The following is a 16,192-nucleotide window of genomic DNA, read 5'->3' on the forward strand; positions in this document are numbered from 1 at the left end:
CAATTAACTTCTGCTCCCACCGAGGATCGCATTCCCTCTTCTGTCTGATCGATGACCGTTACGTGGCGAATGCGGCGAGATACAGGCATTCTCGCCTTTTTCCGCCGTTTCAATCGTTAATTTTTGGTCATAGTGCCGTTACGACAACAGGTTTTCCGGCGGAAACCCCATCTCCTGTCCTTCACGAGCAGTAATGTCTGTAAACAATATCCTTGGGATCCGGGCGCGCAGCATCGACATCGAGATGCGCTCCAAGCCGTTCGGCAAGGCGCGCCGAGCGGGTGTTTTCCTGATCCATATAACTGACGAGCGACGGTAGACGGCGTTCCTGCCGTGCCCAGTCACGAAAGGCCCCGGCCGCCTCGAAAGCGTAGCCCCTTCCCTCCGCATGCTCATAGACGAACCAGCCGAGTTCATGTTCCGGAAAAAGCGGACCATGATTGATACCGACCTGACCGAAGACCTCGCCGGAGCCACGTGCTTCCATCATCAGGGCCCCATGCCCCATCAACTGCCATTGCGCAATGTCGTGACAGAACAGGCCCCAGGCTGCAAATCGCGATAGCGGGCCTCCCATATATTGGGACCGATCCGAGGCCATCAAAGCCTCGTACGCCGGCCAGTCCGACATGGTCATCGGCCGCAGGATCAGTCTTTCGGTCTCAAGTGCCGGTATCACCGGTTCTCTCCCAGGGCTCTTTCAGAAGTCTCACACACGGTGATAAGGGTGACCGGACTGGATCGTCATGGCACGGTAGATCTGCTCCGCCAAAAGAATGCGGGCGATCTGATGCGGCCATGTCATGGCGCCAAGAGCGAGTTTAAGGTCGGCGCGGCTCAGAACTTCCTGGCCGTGACCATCCGCTCCGCCAATGGCAAAGACCACGTCGGGAACACCTTCATCCTTCCAGGCTTCCAGTTTCTGACTGAAGGCCGGGCTGGTCAGGTTCTTGCCGTTCTCGTCCAGCACCACCAGCCGCGCACCGGCATTGAGCGCGGCAAGAATTCCCCGCGCTTCTTCTGCCTTGCGGTCATCGGCGCGCTGCGCACGGCTTTCCGGCATTTCGTTGAGGATGACTTCGGTAACGCCGAGACCGCGGCCTGTCTTGCGGGCGCGGTCGATATATCGGTCGAAAAGTTCTTTGTCCGCACCGGCTTTCATTTTGCCAATGCAGAAGAGCGTAAAGCGCATAAGTCCCTGCCGGAGATCGATCCGGTGATAAATCTGCCCGGCAGCAGACGGAGGCCCTGCCTCAGGGCCTCAATGCCGGCTCAGCCGATGTAATGCGGTGCCGCATCCTCTTCCGGTGCCCACATCTTCTCAAGATTGTAGAAGCCGCGAACCTCCGGACGGAAGATGTGTACGATCACATCACCCGCATCGATCAGCACCCAATCGCAAATGTTCAGACCCTCAACCGTTGCCGATCCGGCGCCGGCCGATTTGAGGTCTTTCAGCAAGTGCTCGGCAATCGCGCCCACGTGACGATGGGAACGACCGGACACGATTACCATGTAATCGGCCAGTGAACTCTTGCCTGCGATGTCGAGGGTAACAGCGTCCTCAGCTTTGGAGTCGTCAAGACTGGTGAGGACCGTATCGAGGAGGTCTGCCGCAAGTTCTTTACCTACGGAAGCCTGCAGAGGAGAGGACATGTCTGTCCGCCCACTTTCAAAGGTCATGGTCAGGTGTTGTGCCTTTCGCCGTTTATGCCGTCCCGCGCCCAACGTCGTCACGAACTGAAACGTCCGACTTCGTACGTCACCCGTTTTGGATGCAGGACCGGTTGACCGTACCTCGGCCGCGCTCATCGCGACCGTCCCTATAATACCGCTTCCCGTTTGGCATTTTCAAGACACGCGGGAATTCTTGGCAAATCCGCTGTTTACCGCTTTTGCCCGAGGCGCAGATCGGTGGACGATGTCCGGTCCAATGGCGTGTGCAGAAAAGTCCAGATCGGCGCCTCCATTTCCGGCAGAAGTGCCGCGTCTTCTTCAGGAAGCCTATATTTTTCATAGGCTTTTGCCATGGGAGACGACATCACTGACAAGGAGGCTCCCGGCCGGTCGACAATGGCGATCGGCACCGAGCCGACGATGTCGCGCCAGTCCTGCCAGCGATGGAAGCCGGCTAAATTGTCAGCCCCCATAACCCAAACGAATCGGACAGATGGACGCATCTGGCGCAGGGCGACCAGCGTTCTGGCCGTATAGGGTGTTCCCAGAACCTGCTCGAAGGCGGTAACCTTCATGCGTGGATGGTCGGCGAGGTCCGCCGTCAGGCGCAGCCGCCGCTCCAGCGGCGCCAGGTCCGCGTGGCTCTTGAGCGGGTTGCCAGGCGTCACCAGCCACCAGACCTGATCCAGCCCCAGCCGCTTCAACACGGTCGAAGCCACCAGCCGGTGACCTGAATGAGGAGGATTGAAGGATCCGCCGAAAATGCCGATGCGGTTGCCCGGCTCGGCATGGGGCAGTTTCATCCAGTCACGGTCCAGTCCCGCGCCAAGACTCAAGGGGCTCATTCAGACGAACTCACGATTGGTCATTACGGGCGGGCATTCCTGGCGGTCCTCAAGGGCGGTCGTCACGGGCGGGTCTGGCCGGTGCCATGCACCTTGTACTTGAAGCTGGTCAGCTGCTCCACGCCCACTGGTCCGCGTGCATGCATGCGCCCAGTGGCAATGCCGATCTCCGCGCCCATGCCGAATTCACCACCATCGGCAAACTGGGTCGACGCATTGTGCAGCACGATGGCTGAATCCACTTCCCGCTGGAACCGGTCGGCAGTCGCCTGATCTTCGGTCAGGATGCAATCGGTATGGTTGGAACCGTAGCGCGCGATATGCTCCATGGCAGCGTCGAGATCCGCGACCACCTTCACCGAAAGGATCTTGTCCAGATACTCCGTCGACCAGTCGTCTTCGCTTGCCGGCACGATGTTTTCGCAAATGTCGCGCACAATCGCACCGCCCCGGATCTCGCAGCCCTTTTCCTGAAGTGCCTTCACGATCACCGGCAAATGGCTGTGGGCCACGTCTTCATGCACCAGCAATGTTTCCAGCGCCCCGCAGATGCCGGTCCGGCGCAGCTTGGAATTGACGATCACCTCGACGGATTTCTCAAGATCGGCCGCCTTGTCGACGAAGATATGCACCAGGCCTTCCAGATGGGCAAAGACCGGCACGCGAGCTTCGGTCTGCACACGCTCTACAAGACTGCGGCCACCACGCGGGACGATGACATCGAGGTTGCCTTGAAGACCGCGCAGCATTTCGCCAACAGCGGCCCTGTCAGTCACCGGAACGATCTGGATCGCATCTTCCGGCAGACCGGCGGCGACGAGGCCTTTCTGCAGGGCTGCGTGGATCGCCCGGTTGGAATTGATGGTGTCGGAGCCGCCACGCAGAACAACGGCGTTGCCGGCTTTCAAGCACAGCGCGCCTGCATCCGCGGTCACGTTCGGGCGGCTTTCGTAAATGACACCGATAACACCCAGGGGCGTGCGCACACGTTCGATCTTCAGGCCGTTCGGCCGATCCCAGGCGGCGATCACGCTGCCGACGGGATCGTCCAGCGCGACAATGTCCTCAAGGGCTTTGGCAATCGCCTCGATCCGCTCTTCCGTAAGCGTGCCACGATCCAGGAACGCTGCCGTCTGGCCGCCTGCCTTCATCGCTTCGAGATCGAGACGGTTGCCTGCAAGAATATCCGGTGTTGCAACCCGAACGGCGGCTGCCATTTCGGCCAGGGCCTTGTTCTTCTGGTCTGCTGGAGCGATGGCAAGGATCCGGCCGGCAGCACGGGCGCGCTGCCCGATCTCTGCCATCAAGTCCTCGGTCGTCTTTGCCTCGACTACTTCCAGCATACTCACTTGCTCCCGTTTTGCGGCGTTCACCGCCGCCAGTCTTTCCGCGTTTTAGCGCGTTCTGCCTCAAAAGGCATCCATCGGTTCGCTCACACTCACTCGAGCGCGGGCAGTTCCAGAACCAGATCGTCCCGGTGGATCATTTCCGCCCGGCCCGGATAGCCGACGATGGCTTCAATCTCGCGGCTGTTGCGGCCTGCAATCAACTGCGCTTCGTCCGCGTCATATGCAATCAGCCCCCGGCCGATGATCCGGCCTTCCGGGTTGAGCAATGTCACGGCGTCGCCGCGCGAAAAACTTCCCGATACAGATGTCACTCCGGCAGGCAGGAGGCTCTTGCCAGACGTCATCGCCTTGACCGCGCCTGCATCCAGCCGGATTTCACCGCGCGGCTCCAGATGGCCGCCAATCCAGGCCTTGCGGGCACTGGCAGGTGAACTGAGCGCCGGGAACCAGGTGCCGCGGGCGCCCTGATCCAGCCGCTGAAGCGGGTTGAGTTCCTTGCCGGACGTGATCACCATCGACGTTCCGGCCGCGGTCGCGATCTTGCCGGCATCGATTTTCGTCTTCATGCCGCCGCGCGAAAGCTCCGACCCGGCGCTGCCGGCCATGGATTCGATTTCATGGGTAATGCGCGGCACTTCCGGCAGGAACACTGCATCGGGGTTCTGCTGGGGCGGTGCGGTATAAAGCCCGTCAATATCCGACAAAAGCACAAGGCAGTCGGCACTGGCCATGGTGGCAACACGCGCCGCCAAACGGTCGTTGTCGCCGTAGCGGATCTCGGAGGTCGCCACGGAATCGTTTTCGTTGATGATCGGCACGGCCCCGAGTTTCAACAAGGTGCCGATAGTGGCGCGCGCATTGAGATAGCGCCGCCTTTCTTCCGTGTCGCCAAGGGTGAGCAGGATCTGACCAGCCTTCTTGCCATGCGCGCCGAGGGCATCCGCATAGGCCTGGGCCAGCGCGATCTGACCGGCTGCGGCCGCCGCCTGGCTTTCCTCCAGCTTCAGCGGCCCACCCGGCAGCCCTAGAATACCGCGGCCGAGTGCAATCGATCCGGAGGAGACTAGCAGCACCTCCGCACCGGCATCGGACAGCTTGACCACATCGGCGACCAGCGCGTTGAGCCAGCTACGCTTGAGTTCGCCCTGCTCGACAAGCAGGGCGGAGCCGATCTTGACGACGATGCGGCTGAAGTCTCTCAGACTGCGGGACATCAGGGATGCCAGCCCTCTTGTTCGGGTGCAGGCACCTGGTTGGCTTCTTCTTCCTTGTCCCTGTCAATGGCGCGCACGATCATGCGCAGCGCCCGGTCGACATTGAGGCCGCTGGCCGAGGACAGGATCAGCGGTTTCTGACCACAGGCTTCCTCGAGGCTCGCCGCCTTTTCGGCAATCAGGTCTTCATTGAGAGCGTCGCACTTGCTGAGCGCCACGATCTCGGGTTTCTCCGTAAGCCCGGCGCCATAGGCATCCAACTCGCCGCGCACGATCCGATAGGCTTCGCCCGGGTCTTCCTGGCCAGAGCCGTCAACCAGATGAAGCAGAACGCGGGTGCGTTCGACATGCCCAAGGAAGCGGTCGCCAAGGCCCGTGCCTTCGTGCGCCCCCTCGATCAAGCCGGGAATATCGGCCATGGCAAAGCTGCGACCGTCGATCTGCACGATGCCAAGATTGGGGTGAATGGTCGTGAACGGATAGTCGGCAATTTTCGGCTTTGCAGCCGATACCGTTGCAAGAAAGGTGGACTTGCCCGCATTGGGCAGGCCGACCAGGCCAGCATCGGCGATCAGCTTCAGCCGCAGCCAGATCCATTTTTCCTCGCCTTCAAGACCAGGGTTGGCCCTGCGCGGCGCCTGATTGACCGACGACTTGAAATGGGCGTTGCCGAAGCCGCCATTGCCCCCTTTCAGAAGCATCACCTTCTGGCCAAGCTCGGTCAGGTCGGCAATCAGCGTCTCGTTGTCTTCCTCGAAGATCTGGGTACCGACAGGAACCTTCAGCACAACGTCGCCGCCGTGCGCGCCGGTGCGGTTGCGGCCCATGCCGTGAATGCCGGTTTCCGCCTTGAAGTGCTGTTTGTAGCGATAGTCGATAAGCGTGTTCAGGCCGTCGACACATTCTATGATGACATCACCACCCTTGCCGCCGTCACCACCGTCCGGTCCGCCATATTCGATGTATTTCTCGCGCCGGAACGATACGCAGCCCGCTCCGCCATTGCCAGAGCGCACATAGATCTTGGCCTGATCTAGGAATTTCATTTTCTTTTTCTCTTTTCGTCCTGTTTCAGGCCGGATCCCGATCGGATCAATGGCCGTTCAGAAAGTCTGTTCGTGTCATCTCGGTGCGAATGGCGGGCATCGTACAGCCTCGCGACACGCTGGCACAGCCCACTTCACCAACTTCCCGGAAACCCAATTTCCGGGCAACACCGAGCGAAGCCGGGTTATCCGTCATGGCTTCGCAGGCGACCAACTTGTGATCCGTATTGCCGAACAGCCAGGCGACCGCCGCCTGCACTGCTTCGCTCATATATCCCTTGCCCCAATAGGCGCGCCCCAGCCAATAGCCGATCTCCGGGGTCTCCCGCAACTTTTTGAAGCCGATGCCACCGATCATCAGGCCGTCGCAGTCGATCTGGAAACCGAGTTCCTCCGCCTCCTGCCATGTCGACCAGCGCTCGACAGACAGCGCCAGATAGGCCCGGCCCTGCTCCAGATCGTAAGGGTAGGTAACCCGCGACAGCATCTTGGCGACTTCGTAGTCCCCCAGAAGCTCGGCGCAGCGATCCAGATCCTCCGGGCGCGGGGCTCGAAGGACCAGACGCTCGGTCTTCATAACGGGCGACATCAGGCCGCTTCCTTGCGGGCATCGAAATCGGTGCGCGCCAGGCGGACGATCACGTTGGAAACCCTGCGGTCCAGTGCCTTCGAAAAACGTTCCGTCATGGAGTAGGGCTTGAAACCCATTTTCCGCAGCAGACCGCGGGAGCGGAAGTTGTCCTCAAAGGCGCGCGCGGCTATGGCGTCCGTCTCAAAGGCCTCGAACGCCCAGGCGAGAGCAGCCTCTACAGCCTCGCTGGCATAGCCATGCCCCTGAAACGCCCGGCCGAGCCAATAGCCGAGTGTCGGCAGGTCCGGCAGATCATCCAGGTCACCCGGCGGTTCGATGGCAACCACCCCGATGAACACCCCACCGAGCGTAATGGCAAACAGCGCTTCGGTTTCGAACGGATCCTTGCCGACCACCGTCTTCAGGAAGGCTTCCGCAGCTCCGTCCTCATAAGGCCAGGTGAACGACGTCATCCAGCGGGCGACCTCGAAATCCTTGCCCGCCAGCGCAACCATGGCTTCGGCGTCCGACATCTCGATCGGCCGCAGGATCAGGCGTCTTGTTTTCAGCTCAGGCAACATGCTCATCGTCCCTGCCCCCATCTTTTCAACGACTTCCAGACAGCCCGCTCCAGCGTATAGCGCTCGATGGGCACCGAGCCACCCGCCCCGAGAGAGCGGATCATGGCCTGGTCGCGATACTGAAATCCAGATTTGACGAGCACCCGGCGCGATGCCGGGTTGGTGACCCTGCAGGATCCCTGCAGCTCGCCAATGTCGTGATAGGTGAAGGCATGGTCGACCAGTGCATGCACCGCCTCTGTCGCCAGACCCTGGCCCCAGAAAGGTTCACCCAGCCAATAGCCGACATGCACCGGACCGCCGGGCTCGACATTGGCATACCGCGCGATGCCGATCAGCCGGCCGGTTAACTTCAGGCGGATGGCAAAGCTTGCAGAACGGGGCTGGTTGATCGCGGCCTTGGCGACCAGCGCCCGGGCATCGTCCAATGCGAAGGGATGCGGCATGGTGGAAAGGTTTGCCGCCACTTTCTTGTTGTTGGCCAGAAACACCATATCGGCCAAATCGTCCATACGCGGCTTGTCGAGCCGCACACGAACCGCTTCCTGCGGCAATGGGGCCGCAGCCAGACTGCTTTCGTCTAATAAACCGTCACTTTCAACAACCATCTTTTCCTCCAGCCAAAACAAATCAAGGGAGAGATGGCGCCCCATCTCCCCCTTGGATCTTGACTGGTCGGATTGCTGACCTGTCTCGAATTGCCGGGGTCTTACGGGACGCCGGCGTTTCGAAACTTCACGTCGGCTTTACTCCGCTGCTTCCGCTACCGGGAGCACGTTAATGTAGGTTCGCTTGTTGGCCTTCGCCTGGAACTCTACCTTGCCTTCCACGGTTGCGAAGATGGTATGGTCCTTGCCCATACCAACGCCGGTGCCCGGGTGCCAGGTAGTGCCGCGCTGACGCGCGATGATGTTGCCGGGAATCACAGCTTCCCCGCCGAATTTCTTGATGCCGAGACGGCGGCCAGCTGAGTCGCGGCCGTTGCGGGACGAGCCGCCTGCCTTTTTATGTGCCATCGTTAGAACTCCTCGTTCTTCGAATACTTTTTAGGTTCGGGAGCGGCGGCTTAGTTGCCAGCCAGTTCCTTGGCCTGCTCAACCCAATTACCGCGTTCGAACTTGCCTTTCAGGCCAGTTTCTTCTTCAACGCGTGCGACGTCGTCAGCGGACATTGCTGCGATCTGAGCGAAGGTGGTGATCCCTGCTTCGTTCAGCTTCTTCACAGCTGCCGGACCGGCGCCATCGAGTTTCTTCAGGTCGTCGGCGCCTTCTGCTGCAGCCGGTGCGGCTTCAGCGGTTTCTTCAGCCTTCGGCGCTGCCTTCTTCGGCGCTGCCTTCTTGGCCGGCTTTGCACCACCGGTCAGGATATCGGTCACCTTCACGAGGGTGAAAGCCTGACGATGGCCGTTGCGGCGGCGGGAATTCTGACGCCGGCGCTTCTTGAAAATGATAACCTTGCGGTTACGGCCCTGTTCGACCACTTCGGCAACCACGGTTGCGCCTTCGACAAGCGGAGCGCCAACGGTGGTGTCGGTGCCATTGCCGACCATCAGAACCTCTTCAAAGGTGACGGTGCTGCCGGCTTCGGCATCGAGCTTTTCGACCTTCAGGAGGTCATCGGCGGCAACAGTGTACTGCTTGCCACCCGTCTTGATCACTGCGAACATGTCTCGCACGTCCTTCTTTTCGTTTTTGACACACCGGAACGGGCTGTTAAACCATCGAACCGGCTGCTTTTCAGGTCGAACCGAGGCGCCTGTCTCTCCAGGTCTTGACCCTGGCTGACAAGTCTTTGTGTCGGGTTGAGCGTGAAGCTTTTAAAGCCCGGCAGGCCTTGAACGACAAACATAACTCGAAAAAGCGAACCTTTTCGAGCCCGCGCAATATAGTCGGCCGGTTCTCGTTGTCAAACGGAAATCTGGCCTTTCTGCCGCAAAACCGCTTGTTTTCGTTTCCCTGGCGCCCTCGCATTCGCGGCGGTTTCTCTCGTGGTCACCACGATTCCCGCAAACAGGGAAACGCCAATCAGCGTTGACGGCCGTTATCGAGGCAAGCCGACATAGGGTCAATCCGAATCTCCATGGCGTTCCTTCCTCCCCTTCCCCGAGCTCCCTGCAGACCGCTTTTCGCGTCGTGCGAATACGTCTGCAGGCGGTCAATTCGCGCCCTGGAAGCCGACAAACCGGGCAAAAACATCACCAATCCACAAACTGAAAAAAGAACTCATTTCCGGGCTTGCAGGGCGCGCAGAGTGTGTCTATGTTCCGCGCCACTTGAGACCCGTACATCGCAAGTACCGCGGAGAGGTGCCGGAGTGGTTGAACGGGACGGTCTCGAAAACCGTTGTGCGGGTAACCGTACCGAGGGTTCGAATCCCTCTCTCTCCGCCATATCTATCCTTGCGCTACCGCCTTCGGCTACTTGAGCGCATGGCTACGGGTTCGGACCTTGTCCTCGCTCCTCCGCCATATCTATTCCTGCGCTACCGCCTTCGGCTACTCGAGGACCGGGTCGTCATCGGTGCCACACGTGTGGGTCGTCGGGTCAGCTTTATCACCTGCCGCCATCAATGAAGAGTTCCAGGCCGCTCAGCGCGCCGCCGAGTTCCATTAGCCTCCCCCCTGTCGCCAGCGAGCCGATGTACACCGGGTGCAGATGGATGTCTGAAACCAGATGCTGTGCGATGGCGACAGCATCTTCGTCGTCACCGGCCACGAACAGGACACGGCGCAAACGTTCTTCCTGTAAAGGCGCGATCATTGTGGCGACAGGAAGAGTGTTGAACGCCTTCATGATACGAGCGCCGGGGGCCAGACGGGCGACAATCTCGCTGCCGGTCTCTTCCCCCAGATCATCGATCTCGAACGACGGTGCATAGCTGGTGAAGATATTTGTCGCGTCGATCAGGACGCGGTTGTCCCAATTGATATCAGGCGCAAGCACGTCGCTGAGTTTCGTCCATGGCATGGCCAGGACAACGACCGGTTTGTTCATGGCCTCCGCCGCATGGCCGGCGGTAATCCCTTTTCCAAGTCGCGTGATGACATCACGCAGACTTTCCGGCCCGCGGCTGTTGGCCAGGACTATGTTGTGACCGGCAGCAGCCAGCCGGCTGGCGAGGGTCTGCCCGAGCGACGCTGCGCCCAGAATTCCGATTTCCATCGAAGAGACTCCTTGAGAGCGTATTGAAGTGAGCGCGTGGGCCAGACGGCCAAACCGGTTGTCGGCCCGGACCGTCTGGTCAACCGCGGACTTAAATCTGGTTCATGCCGCCATCGACGAACAGCTCGATGCCGTTGACGAAACTCGATGCCTCTGAAGCGAGAAAGAGCACTGCGTTGCTGATGTCTTCCGGCCGGCCGATCCGGCCCGAGGGAATATTGCCGAGGATGTGGTTCTTGACACCTTCGGCCTGCTCACCGCCACCGAAGAGATCGTTGAGCCCGGCGGTCTCGGTCAGCCCGGGGCTGATAACGTTCACCCGGATATTGCGGTCCTTCAGATCGAGGATCCAGCTTCGGGCGAAATTGCGCACTGCCGCCTTGGTTGCCGAATAGACACTGAAGTTCGGTGTCCCTGCCGTACCCGTGGTCGAAGACGTCAGGATGATCGAGGCTCCGTCCCGCAGCAGCGGCAGCGCCTTTTGCACGGTGAAAAGAACACCTTTCACATTGGTATCGAATGTCTTTTGATAGTGCTCTTCGCTGATCTCGCCGAGCGGGGCAAATTCACCTCCACCGGCATTGGCGAAGAGTACATCAATCTGGCTGTGCTGCTGCTGGACCGCGTCGTACAGCCGGTCGATATCTGCAAGCACGGACATGTCTCCCTGCACGCCGGTCGTTCGCCCGCCAATGGACTTGACGGCTTCGTCAAGAGTTGCCTGGCGGCGACCGGTGATGAAGACGGATGCCCCCGCAGTTGCGAATGCTTTTGCCGTCGCGAGACCGATGCCACTGGTCCCGCCGGTGACAACCACAACCTTGTTCTCGAAGTTCTGTGTCATTTCATTCTCCTGTCTGACGGCACGATTGCCGTTGACATGAAGATGCAAATGGAACGATCGTTTCTGTAGTGGGCAATTTCAACACTTAGCGTTCCACAGAAAGAACGATAAATGCAGCAAGACCTGAATGACCTGGCTTATTTCGCCGAGGTGGTGGCGCATCGCGGATTTGCGCCGGCGGGCCGGGCGATCGGCGTTCCCAAGTCAAAGCTCAGCCGGCGAATAGCGGCGCTGGAAGAGCGCCTGGGCGTAAGGCTGATCGAAAGATCAAGCCGGCGGTTTCGGGTCACCGACATCGGGGAGCAATTCTATGAGCGGTGCCGCAGCATGCAGTCGGAAGCTGAACACGCCCATGCCCTGGTTGCGGAATCCCGGGCAGAACCGCACGGGCTGATCCGCTTCGGATGCCCAACCGGCCTCGTTGAAGTTGTTGCCCCGCTGATAAGCGAGTTCCTGTCTCGTCACCCCAAGGTACGGCTACAACTGGTAGCTGCCGATCGGGCGCTGGACCTGATCTCGGAACGCATTGACCTCGCCTTGCGTGTGCGCACGGCGTTGACCAGCGATGCATCGCTGACAATGCGTACGATCGGTACCTCAATCAGAATTCTGGTTGCAAACCCAAGCCTTGCGCAGTCCGTTGATGAGGTCGATGACCTGGACAAAGTTCCCTTGCTATCGACGAGCGATAGCGCGGATGAAATCGAATGGCACATCGAAACCGACATGGGCGAAACCCGCGCGTTTCGAAAGCAGGCCAGGATGGGCTGCGCGGATTTTTCGGCAACACGAACGGCCGTGAAGAAGGGTCTCGGTGTAGCGCTTTTGCCCGACCACGTCTGCAGCGCGGAACTGGCTACCGGGGATCTTGTGCGTGTCCTCCCGCAATGGCGAAGTCAGAAAGGGATCGTGCATCTGGTCTTCACGACGCGGCGCGGGCTGCCGCCAGCTGTCCGATCATTCATCGACCATCTTGCCCGCTGTTTTCCAAAGGATGCACTGAGCTACGAATAGCAGTCGAAACCTACCCATGTTGCGACTGCTTCAGTCCTTCGAAAGACACATGTGGGGGATCCACGAGAAACCAAAGCAAACAGATTTCACGGAAAGGAATGGAACCGGCGGAAAACCCCGATGCGAACTCATCGCTCTGCACCGGGGTCCTGATTTTTCAGGCATGTTTCCCGTCAAACACTCAAGGTCTTGTCAGCTGGTAGCCTCTTCCCTTTTGGCGGCTTGAAACCGACGCTTGATCATCGGCCCGACGACAACCGCGACCGTCAGGGCGACCAGAACCAGGCTGGTCGTGTTCGAGAACAGGACCAGCCAGTCGCCACGTCCGATCCGCAAGGCAAGACGAAGGTTTTCCTCGGCAAACCCACCCAGGATTAGACCCAGGACAACCGGTGGCAGCGGGAACTTGAGCTTGTCCATTACCCAGCCGATCGCACCGAAGCCGAGCATCAGATAGACATCGAACATCCGTCCGTGGATCGAATAGACCCCGATCAGCATCAAGACGATAATGACCGACCCCAGAAGAGGACGCGGGAGATTCAAAAGGCGCGCAAAACTGTTCGTTGCCAGAGCCCCGCCAAGCAGCACCAGAAGGATCGCGCCGAACAGGAACTGCCACATGAAGCCGAATACCACGTCCGGATTGTCCCGGAACAGCATGGGCCCCGGCTGCAGACCATGCACCAGCAACCCACCCAGCATGACCGCAGCGACAGCAGTTCCCGGGATGCCAAGTGTCAGGGCCGGGATGAGCGCGGAAGCGGTGTCGGCATTGTTTGCTGTTTCCGCGGCCGCAACGCCTTCGGGTTCACCATTGCCCCAGGTATCCGGTGTTTTCGAGGCCCGGCGAGCTTCGTTATAGGACATGAAAGCAGCCATCGAACCGCCGGCTCCCGGAAGAATTCCGATCCAGATCCCGATGATTGATGAACGGATCCATGTCTTCCAGAAGCGGTACATGCGAGGCAGAGCACGCCAGATCGGCTCCGTTCCCAGTTTGGAACTGTTGACGCCGTCCGTTTTCAAAGGCGTTTCGAGCAGATCGATGACCGGAGGCAGCGCGTAGAGGCCGACGAGCAGAATGACGATATTGACGCCGTCCAGAAGCTCCAGCTGTCCGAAAGTGTAGCGATCATTTCCATAGATCGGGTCCGAACCCACCACTGAGACGAAGACACCAAAACAGGCGCTGATCAGCCCTTTTACCGGGTTGCCTCCCAGCAGGAAGATGATGCTGGCAAGGCCGAACACGGCAACCCAGAACACTTCCGAAGGGCCAAACAGGAGCGTGACCTTGGAGAGCGGAGGCGCGAGCAGCATCAGGGCAAAGGCACTTGCGATGCCGCCGATCGAAGATGAGACGACGGCCACTTGCAGCGCAAATCCGCCCTCGCCCTTTTGCGCCATCGGATAACCGTCGAACGTTGTGGCAACGGCTGCCGGGGTGCCGGGAATGCGCAGAAGAACTGCGGGGATGGCACCGCCATACATTGCACCGTTGTAGATGCCGGCCATCAGACCGAGCGCGACCAGAGGTTCGAGACCGAACGTGAATGGCACAAGCACGGAGATGGCCATTGTGGCGCTCAGGCCGGGCATTGCACCGACAACGATGCCCGCAATCACGCCGATGACGACAGCGGCAAAGTTGGCCAGCCCGAAAACTTCGGGAAGTGCGCTGAGAAGATCGGAGTACATTGAGATCACTCCTGCCAGAGGCGTCCTGCCGGAAAGTCTTGCGACATTCCGTAATCGAAGATCAGCCAGATGGCTCCGACAACGACCAGGGTTGCCACTGCAAGTCCAAGTGGGTTGCGATAGCCGAAGAGCCAGGCAACGAGCGGAATGGTTATGGCTGTGCTCGGGTAAAAGCCGATCAGGTCGGTGGCCAATGCGTAGCCAAGGATCAGCAGAAAGGCACCTGCAACCCGGCCGGGTGACTTGCTCATGGGCTCGGTTTCTTCACCAGCCGACGCCTTGCGTTGATCGGCGATCAGAAGCAGTAGCGAGAGGATGATCAGCCCGACCAGCATCACGGCTGGCAGCAGGGCAGATATCGGCCTCAATGTCGAGGTCGGGTAGAGAAAAGCAAACGCGGCCGCGGCGATGCCAAGAGCGGTCAGTGTCTCGGGCCGGAGAAGGCGGTGTGTACGATGGTCGGACATGGCACTGGCTTTATCTGAGTAAGAGAGGCCGCGCGGGGGCGTGCCCCGCGCAACGCGCATCAGTTCCAGGGAGTCGTATCCCAGACCTGCTTTGCAAGGGTATGCAGATCCTCGGTCAATGCCTTGAAATCGTCCCCGGTTACCACCTCGACCGGATTTGCGGTTTCCTTCATGGCTTTGAGGAACTCCGGATCAGAGGCAAGCTGTTCGAATGCGGCAAGAAGCTTAGCCTCTACATCCTCAGGCAGGCCGGCAGGCGCAACGAACCCCCGCATGGATCCGTTTATCAGGTCCAGCCCCTGCTCCTTGAAAGTTGGCAGGTCTGGCGCAAAGTCAGAGCGCTCCGGCGTCGCAACGCCAAGTACATTCAGTTCTTCCTGAAACTCGGCCACCTCGGAAATGTTGAGGATCCCCATCGCCACGTGTCCGCCCATGAGTGCGGTTCGCGCCGGGGCGGAGCCCTTGAACGGTACGATGGTGAACTCGGTTTCGGTCAGGCCTTCAAGCTTGATCAGCGCGAAGTGATCATCGCCTCCGAGGCTGGACATCCCGACGGTGATGGCCCCGGGATTGGCCTTGGCTTCCGCGATCAGCTTGTCGAGCGTGTCGAGACCGCTCGCCTTGGAGGTGACGATCACGTTGGGATCGTTCACCACATTGGCGAGATAGGTGAAGCTGTCGGCATCATATTCCGCTTCACGATCAATCGTGCGCGCCATCATGCCCGGAAGGTTGAAGGTGCCGAGCGTGTAGCCATCCGGAGAAGATCTCGCCGTTTCCGTAATGCCGATCTGCCCACTTGCACCCGGCATGTTCTTGACGACGAGGCTTGCCCCTTCGCCCAGATATTTTTCGATGAACGGTGCAGCGGTGCGAGCCATAACGTCCGTGCCGCCGCCCGCGGAATATCCGACAATGACCTCGATGGGTTTTTCGGGATAGTCGGCCATGGCAGCCCCAGCGACCATAACCAGCGCACCTGCAATTGCAGAAGCCTTCAGGTAAGTAAGCATTTGTCTCCTCCCTTTGTTGAGACTGTTCAGTAATCCGGAAATTCGCAACCGCGTTCCTTGAGGGCTGCGTCCACCCAGCTGCGATCGTTCTTGCCTTCAGCGATTGCCTTCATCTGCCGTTCTTCGGCATCCTGTTTCGCCAGGGTCTGACGAAGAATTTTCTCGGCCCCATCCAGGGGAACCGCGAGCACGCCATCGGAATCGCCCAGCACGATGTCACCTGGCTCGATCACCATTCCGTCCAGACTGATCGGAACATTGATTTCACCCGGGCCGTCCTTGTAAGGGCCGCGATGGGTGACCCCCGCGGCGAAAGTCGGCAGGTTGGTCTTGAGAAAGGCATCGACATCGCGGATTGCGCCATTCAAGACGAAGCCCGCAACCCCTCGCTTGACGGCGTAGGCAAGCATCAGCTCACCCATGAGGGCATTGGAAAGATCCCCACCGGCATCGACAACGATCACATCACCGGGTTTGGCCAGGTCGATCGCCTTGTGCAGCATCAGGTTGTCACCCGGACGGCTCTTGACGGTCAGCGCCACACCGGCCAGGCCGCCGGAGGCATGCATCGGCCGCAGGCGCGGACCGGCGGCTGCGAGGCGTCCCATGCAGTCGGAGACATTGGCAACCGGAAGCTTGGCAAATTCAGCAACGAGTTCCAGCGGCGCAGCTTGTTTTCGGCTGCAAATACGAAAGCCAACCGACATGT

Annotated in this window: 19 protein-coding genes and 1 tRNA gene; 2 read left to right on the forward strand and 18 right to left on the reverse strand. The window is 59.8% G+C overall.

Annotated features, from left to right (window positions below; translation table 11 throughout):
• Positions 1-181: 181 nt before the first annotated feature.
• From HEP89_RS01240 to HEP89_RS01295, 12 genes are all read right to left on the reverse strand, one after another.
• Positions 182-679 carry a GNAT family N-acetyltransferase gene (locus tag HEP89_RS01240; RefSeq protein ID WP_168691155.1) on the reverse strand — a complete coding sequence of 166 codons (498 nt, stop codon included), beginning with the start codon at positions 677-679 and terminating at the stop codon, positions 182-184.
• 30 nt (positions 680-709) lie between these two features.
• Positions 710-1,192 (reverse strand): 23S rRNA (pseudouridine(1915)-N(3))-methyltransferase RlmH, encoded by a 483-nt coding sequence (gene rlmH, locus HEP89_RS01245; protein WP_168691156.1) that lies wholly within the window; start codon positions 1,190-1,192, stop codon positions 710-712.
• 80 nt (positions 1,193-1,272) lie between these two features.
• On the reverse strand, positions 1,273-1,656 hold the full coding sequence (gene rsfS, locus HEP89_RS01250; RefSeq protein ID WP_023001680.1) for a ribosome silencing factor: 384 nt from the start codon (positions 1,654-1,656) through the stop codon (positions 1,273-1,275).
• A 230-nt stretch (positions 1,657-1,886) separates the two neighbouring features.
• Positions 1,887-2,522: a nicotinate-nucleotide adenylyltransferase gene (locus HEP89_RS01255; RefSeq protein ID WP_228148058.1), complete on the reverse strand. Its 636-nt coding sequence runs from the start codon at positions 2,520-2,522 to the stop codon at positions 1,887-1,889.
• 62 nt (positions 2,523-2,584) lie between these two features.
• Entirely contained in the window at positions 2,585-3,865 is a 1,281-nt protein-coding gene (locus HEP89_RS01260) for a glutamate-5-semialdehyde dehydrogenase (RefSeq protein ID WP_168691157.1), read from the reverse strand.
• Between the two features lie 95 nt (positions 3,866-3,960).
• Entirely contained in the window at positions 3,961-5,085 is a 1,125-nt protein-coding gene (proB, locus tag HEP89_RS01265) for a glutamate 5-kinase (RefSeq protein ID WP_077290569.1), read from the reverse strand.
• Entirely contained in the window at positions 5,085-6,131 is a 1,047-nt protein-coding gene (gene obgE / locus HEP89_RS01270) for a GTPase ObgE (RefSeq protein WP_023001684.1), read from the reverse strand. Before obgE ends, proB begins: the two co-directional genes overlap by 1 nt.
• Before the next feature lie 46 nt (positions 6,132-6,177).
• Positions 6,178-6,720 (reverse strand): GNAT family N-acetyltransferase, encoded by a 543-nt coding sequence (locus tag HEP89_RS01275; protein WP_168691158.1) that lies wholly within the window; start codon positions 6,718-6,720, stop codon positions 6,178-6,180.
• Positions 6,720-7,289, reverse strand: coding sequence for a GNAT family N-acetyltransferase (locus tag HEP89_RS01280; RefSeq protein ID WP_062489879.1), 570 nt, complete (start codon positions 7,287-7,289; stop codon positions 6,720-6,722). The genes HEP89_RS01275 and HEP89_RS01280 overlap by 1 nt, the downstream gene beginning before the upstream one ends.
• Positions 7,286-7,891 carry a GNAT family N-acetyltransferase gene (locus HEP89_RS01285; protein ID WP_031269624.1) on the reverse strand — a complete coding sequence of 202 codons (606 nt, stop codon included), beginning with the start codon at positions 7,889-7,891 and terminating at the stop codon, positions 7,286-7,288. The genes HEP89_RS01280 and HEP89_RS01285 overlap by 4 nt, the downstream gene beginning before the upstream one ends.
• Positions 7,892-8,029: 138 nt before the next feature.
• Positions 8,030-8,299 carry a 50S ribosomal protein L27 gene (rpmA, locus tag HEP89_RS01290; protein ID WP_006933726.1) on the reverse strand — a complete coding sequence of 90 codons (270 nt, stop codon included), beginning with the start codon at positions 8,297-8,299 and terminating at the stop codon, positions 8,030-8,032.
• 50 nt (positions 8,300-8,349) lie between these two features.
• Entirely contained in the window at positions 8,350-8,949 is a 600-nt protein-coding gene (locus HEP89_RS01295; RefSeq protein WP_023014642.1) for a 50S ribosomal protein L21, read from the reverse strand.
• A 633-nt stretch (positions 8,950-9,582) separates the two neighbouring features.
• Between HEP89_RS01295 and HEP89_RS01300 the strand changes: the two genes are divergently transcribed.
• Positions 9,583-9,672, forward strand: a tRNA-Ser gene (locus tag HEP89_RS01300).
• Positions 9,673-9,835: 163 nt separating this feature from the next.
• On the opposite strand, the gene HEP89_RS01305 is transcribed toward HEP89_RS01300, so the two are convergent.
• The gene (locus tag HEP89_RS01305; RefSeq protein WP_062489881.1) at positions 9,836-10,444 is read right to left on the reverse strand and encodes an NAD(P)-binding domain-containing protein; all 609 of its coding nucleotides are present in this window, start codon (positions 10,442-10,444) and stop codon (positions 9,836-9,838) included.
• Between the two features lie 91 nt (positions 10,445-10,535).
• On the reverse strand, positions 10,536-11,288 hold the full coding sequence (locus HEP89_RS01310; RefSeq protein WP_168691159.1) for a glucose 1-dehydrogenase: 753 nt from the start codon (positions 11,286-11,288) through the stop codon (positions 10,536-10,538).
• 111 nt (positions 11,289-11,399) lie between these two features.
• Between HEP89_RS01310 and HEP89_RS01315 the strand changes: the two genes are divergently transcribed.
• Complete coding sequence (locus HEP89_RS01315) at positions 11,400-12,302, forward strand: LysR family transcriptional regulator (RefSeq protein ID WP_168691160.1); 903 nt, start codon at positions 11,400-11,402, stop codon at positions 12,300-12,302.
• Positions 12,303-12,494: 192 nt separating this feature from the next.
• Here the strand turns inward: HEP89_RS01315 and HEP89_RS01320 are convergent, their stop codons facing one another.
• Genes HEP89_RS01320 through HEP89_RS01335 form a run of 4 tightly spaced genes read right to left on the reverse strand, consistent with a single transcriptional unit; the run spans position 12,495 to position 16,190 of the window.
• Complete coding sequence (locus HEP89_RS01320) at positions 12,495-14,003, reverse strand: tripartite tricarboxylate transporter permease (RefSeq protein WP_075281364.1); 1,509 nt, start codon at positions 14,001-14,003, stop codon at positions 12,495-12,497.
• Between the two features lie 5 nt (positions 14,004-14,008).
• Entirely contained in the window at positions 14,009-14,470 is a 462-nt protein-coding gene (locus tag HEP89_RS01325) for a tripartite tricarboxylate transporter TctB family protein (RefSeq protein ID WP_023014641.1), read from the reverse strand.
• Positions 14,471-14,529: 59 nt separating this feature from the next.
• The gene (locus tag HEP89_RS01330; protein WP_168691161.1) at positions 14,530-15,483 is read right to left on the reverse strand and encodes a tripartite tricarboxylate transporter substrate binding protein; all 954 of its coding nucleotides are present in this window, start codon (positions 15,481-15,483) and stop codon (positions 14,530-14,532) included.
• A 26-nt stretch (positions 15,484-15,509) separates the two neighbouring features.
• Positions 15,510-16,190, reverse strand: a complete 681-nt coding sequence (locus HEP89_RS01335; RefSeq protein WP_173017421.1) for an RraA family protein — start codon at positions 16,188-16,190, stop codon at positions 15,510-15,512.
• Positions 16,191-16,192: the final 2 nt, after the last annotated feature.

The organism is Labrenzia sp. 5N, from assembly GCF_012395805.1.
GTDB classification, from domain to species: domain Bacteria; phylum Pseudomonadota; class Alphaproteobacteria; order Rhizobiales; family Stappiaceae; genus Roseibium; species Roseibium algicola.